Raw genomic sequence first — 4,147 nt, forward strand, 5'->3', positions numbered from 1 at the left:
GACGGCGTGATGGCGGCTGACGTTGGCGTCGTCCAGCACGAGGTCGTTGTCCGGGAGTCGCCCGATCCGGGTCGCCACCGACACCAGGGGGAAGGTCCGGCCCGACCGGGTGCGCAGTTCGGCGACGGCACTCTGATCGCCGACGGCGGTGCGCAGGTCGATGTTGCTGCTCTTGTGCACCGCGGTCGTCTGCGCGGCCTTTCGGGCGTTGACCGGCTCCTGACGCAGGATCTTCTCGTGCAGCGCCCGTACGTTCGGCCCCGGATCGATACCCAGGTCGTCGGCGAGCGTGTTCTTGAGCCGCTGGTAGGCGTCGAGCGCGTCGGACTGCCGATCCGACAGGTAGTACGCGGTGATGAGCTGCGTCCACAGCGGTTCGCGATAGGGGTGCTCGGTGAGTAGCGACTCCAGCTCGCCGATCACGCCATGCCCACGGTTGCAGGCGATTTCGGCCTCGGCTCGGGCGGTGTGCGCGACCACCTTGTCCTCGACGAGCGCGGTCGACAACGAGTCGACGAATTCGAAGTCCCGCAGATCCTCCAGCACCGGGCCGCGCCACTCCGCGAGCGCCTTGTCCAGGTGCCGACTGGCTTGCTCGAACTGGCCAGCGGCCGCTGCCTGCACTCCCGCGGTCTTGCGGGCGACGAATCTGCCGATGTCGCAGTCGGCGTCGGCGATCGAGAGTCGGTACCCCGGCGGCGCGCTGGCGAGTACCGCCTTGGGATCCAGACCGGCGCCGGACACCAGCTTGCGCAGATTCGAGATGTACGAGTGCAGGCTGGCCTTCGGCTCCGGCGGCGGGAACTGCTCCCAAGCGGCGTTGACCAGCGTCTCACCGCTGACCGGACGATTGCGGCTCATCAGCAGCACCGCCAGCACGGCCCGCTGTTTGGGCGTACCGAGCGCAAGGGGTACGCCGTTGGCGGTCAGCTGCAGAGGGCCGAGGACGCCGAAGTTGAGATCCATCACTGGCAATTGTGCAGTCCATGGCGGTTCCGTGGTGTAGATCTGAGGTAGAACGTGTTCTAGTTTCGCGTGGATGGGAGTGACGCATGGCGTTGCGGGTGGTGCAGTGGGCGACCGGCGGCGTCGGTGTCGCCGCCATCAGGGGCGTGCTCGAACACCCCGACCTCGAGCTGGTCGGATGTTGGGTGCATTCGGAGGCCAAGAGCGGCAAGGACGTTGGCGAGATCGTCGGACTGCCCCCACTTGGTGTCACCGCCACCAACAGTGTCGACGAGATCCTCGGCCTCGACGCCGACGCCGTCGTCTACTCCCCGCTGATGGCCAATCCCGACGAGGTGGCCGCGCTTCTGCGATCCGGTAAGAACGTGGTGACACCAGTCGGCTGGCTCTACCCGAGTGAGCGAAGTGGTGCGCCGCTGCGAGAGGCGGCCGTCGCCGGGGGCGCGACACTGCACGGCACGGGCATCGCCCCAGGCGGCATCAGCGACAAGTTTCCGCTGCTGTTCTCCATCATGTCGACGGGCGTGACCTTCGTTCGCGCCGAGGAATTCTCCGACCTGCGCACCTACCAGGCGCCCGACGTGCTGCGCCACGTCATGGGCTTCGGCGAGTCGCCTGACGAGGCGATGACCGGGCCGATGCAGAAGATGCTCGACAGCGGGTTCATCCAAGCCGCCCGAATGATCGTGGACACCATGGGGTTCAATGCCGATCCGCTGGTGCGGGCCTCCCAGGAGGTCGCGGTGGCGACCGCATCGATCGAGTCGCCCATGGGGCCAATCGAACCGGGCCAGGTGGCAGGCAGGAGGTTTCACTGGGAGGCGCTCGTCGACGGCGAAGTGGTCGTTCGCATCACCGTCAACTGGCTGATGGGCGAAGAGAACCTAGATCCCCCTTGGGAATTCGGTCCATCTGGGCAGCGCTATGAGATGGAGGTGCGTGGCAATCCCGACCTGTCCGTCGTGGTCAAGGGATTCCAGTCGGAGGTCGGCGGGGAGGGCCCGGAGTACGGAGTGGTGGGTACGGCAGCGCACTGCGTGAACTCCATCCCCGCCGTCTGCGCCGCCGCACCGGGCATTGCGACGTATCTGGACCTGCCGTTGATCAGCGCCAAGGCGGCACCGCGGCTGCGCTGAGTTCCTTCGGGGAGTGCCCGTGGGTCGCCCCGCCGCATCGGCGTTGGTGAGGTAGCCGATCCACGACATCGTGACCGCCACATCGGCTGTCACGTCGTTGCGCATCAATCGTGTTGACTGCACTAAGACAGTCAGTCGACCAGCCGACCGCGACGTGCCGAAAGGAGCCGCCTCCCGTGGGTAGCCCAGATCAAGTTCCCGGGAAGGTGCCCGGTGACTCCCCGGCAGTCGATCTCGCCGACCTCGAGGAGGCGCGTCGTCTGCTCGACGGTGTCGCGGACACCACGCCGGTCCAAGATACGCGGTGGCTCAGTGGTGTTGCCGGCGTGCCGGTAAAGCTCAAGTGCGAAAACCTGCAACGCACGGGATCGTTCAAGATTCGCGGTGCGTACGTCAGGATTGCCCGGCTGAGCCCCGAGGAGCGCCAACGTGGTGTCGTGGCAGCCAGCGCCGGTAACCACGCCCAGGGCGTGGCACTCGCTTCGGCCATCCTCGGTGTCCGCGCGACGGTGTTCATGCCCGAGGGGGCGCCGATTCCCAAGGAGCGTGCCACTCGTGGTTATGGCGCCGACGTCCGTTTCGCTGGCCCTTCGGTCGAATCGGCGATCTCGGCCGCCGTTGAGTTCGCGGAGCGCACCAACGCAGTGCTCATCCACCCGTTCGACCACGCCGACATCGTGGCCGGCCAAGCGAGCGTTGGCCTGGAGATCCTTGAGCAGGTTCCAGAGGCGTCGACCATCGTGGTACCGATGGGCGGTGGCGGCCTCGCCGCGGGTATTGCGCTGGCGGCGCATGCGCTTCGCCCCGACGTCCGAGTGGTGGGAGTGCAAGCCGAACGGCTCGCCGCCTACCCGCCGTCGCTGCACGAACGAACCCCCGTCACGGCGCCGCCTGCTCGGACCATGGCTGACGGGATAGCGGTGGCACGTCCGGGCGACGTTCCATTCGGGTCGGTGCTGCACTTCGTCGACAGAGTGCTCACGGTGTCCGAGAACGACCTGAGTCGGGCGCTCGTTCAGCTTCTCGAACGCACCAAGCTTCTGGTCGAGCCGGCAGGCGCAGCGGCAGTCGCGGCGGTGGTCAGTCATCGGGAGACATTCGCCGACGACCGATGCGTAGTCCCGGTGTTGTCGGGCGGCAACATCGATCCGGTGTTGCTCCTCCAAGTCATCCGCCACGGCATGACCTCGGCGGGAAGGTATCTGTCCTTTCGTGTCCGCATTCCTGACCGGCCGGGACAGATCAGCCGTCTCATGGGCGAACTCGCGCACCTTCAAGTCAACTTGCTCGACATCGTGCACGAGCGAACCGCTCCCGGGCTGGACGTCGACGAAGTGCAGGTCGCACTGCAGATCGAGACAAGAGGACCCGAGCACCGCGCGGCCGTCGAAGCGCACCTCGCGGCAGCAGGCTACCGGCTCAACGCACACCTCGATTGAGCATCGTCGACCGTGTGGCCCTCACCTACGAGCCGCCGCGATCGCCTCGCCCTCATCGACGACGGCAGGAACGAACCCTCACGGCCGCACCAGGATCCGGATCGGATCGCCCTCGGCCCTCTCGAGTTTCTCGATGCCCTTTCCGACGTCTTCCAACGAGACCACGTCGCTGATCGAGCGCGACAGGTCGAGGCGGCCTCGGGACACCAGGCTGGCCAGCGTGGCAATGTCCGCGTTCTGGTAGCCGAGATGACCGAGCACCTGGCGCTTGAAGAGGTTGAACGTCGACGTCGGGCCGATCGTTGGCGCGTCGGCGCTCATACCGATGCCGACGAGCCGCCCACCCACGGTCAGGCTGGCGAGCGCCTGCTCGAACGTCGACTTGAGACCGACGGCGTCGAACGCGACGTCCAGCAGTATGCCGTCGGTGACCTCGCCGATCTTGTCGTGCAGCGCGTCGTCGCGGGCATCGAAGGCATAGTCGGCACCGATCTCCAGTGCACGGTCGAGCACGGTGGGCTTGACGTCGACGGCGATGATCGGCGCCGCGCCGACCAGCCGGGCCAGTTGCACGACGTGGGTGCCCACTCCGCCGAGACCCCAGAC

Annotated in this window: 4 protein-coding genes; 2 read left to right on the forward strand and 2 right to left on the reverse strand. The window is 66.8% G+C overall.

The features are described 5' to 3' along the window. Positions 1 to 966, reverse strand: a 966-nt coding sequence (locus ABW137_RS12285; protein WP_526400236.1) for a BTAD domain-containing putative transcriptional regulator, incomplete at its 3' end; no start/stop codon positions are given. An 86-nt stretch (positions 967 to 1,052) separates the two neighbouring features. On the opposite strand from ABW137_RS12285, the gene ABW137_RS12290 reads away from it, so the two are divergent. Both ABW137_RS12290 and ilvA read left to right on the forward strand, forming a co-directional pair. Next, entirely contained in the window at positions 1,053 to 2,102 is a 1,050-nt protein-coding gene (locus ABW137_RS12290) for an NAD(P)H-dependent amine dehydrogenase family protein (protein ID WP_526400238.1), read from the forward strand. A gap of 176 nt (positions 2,103 to 2,278) precedes the next feature. Beyond that, positions 2,279 to 3,541 (forward strand): threonine ammonia-lyase, encoded by a 1,263-nt coding sequence (gene ilvA, locus ABW137_RS12295; RefSeq protein WP_526400240.1) that lies wholly within the window; start codon positions 2,279 to 2,281, stop codon positions 3,539 to 3,541. Positions 3,542 to 3,619: 78 nt separating this feature from the next. On the opposite strand, the gene ABW137_RS12300 is transcribed toward ilvA, so the two are convergent. Beyond that, positions 3,620 to 4,147: zinc-binding dehydrogenase (locus ABW137_RS12300; RefSeq protein WP_526400241.1), on the reverse strand; the 528-nt coding region annotated here is incomplete at its 5' end.

The organism is Mycobacterium sp., from assembly GCF_040509115.1.
Taxonomy (GTDB): Bacteria; Actinomycetota; Actinomycetes; order Mycobacteriales; family Mycobacteriaceae; genus Mycobacterium.

Bases quoted from the DNA above. Each gene is read 5' to 3' on its own strand.
- ABW137_RS12290 (WP_526400238.1), top strand. From the start codon at position 1,053: ATGGCGTTGCGGGTGGTGCAGTGGGCGACCGGCGGCGTCGGTGTCGCC.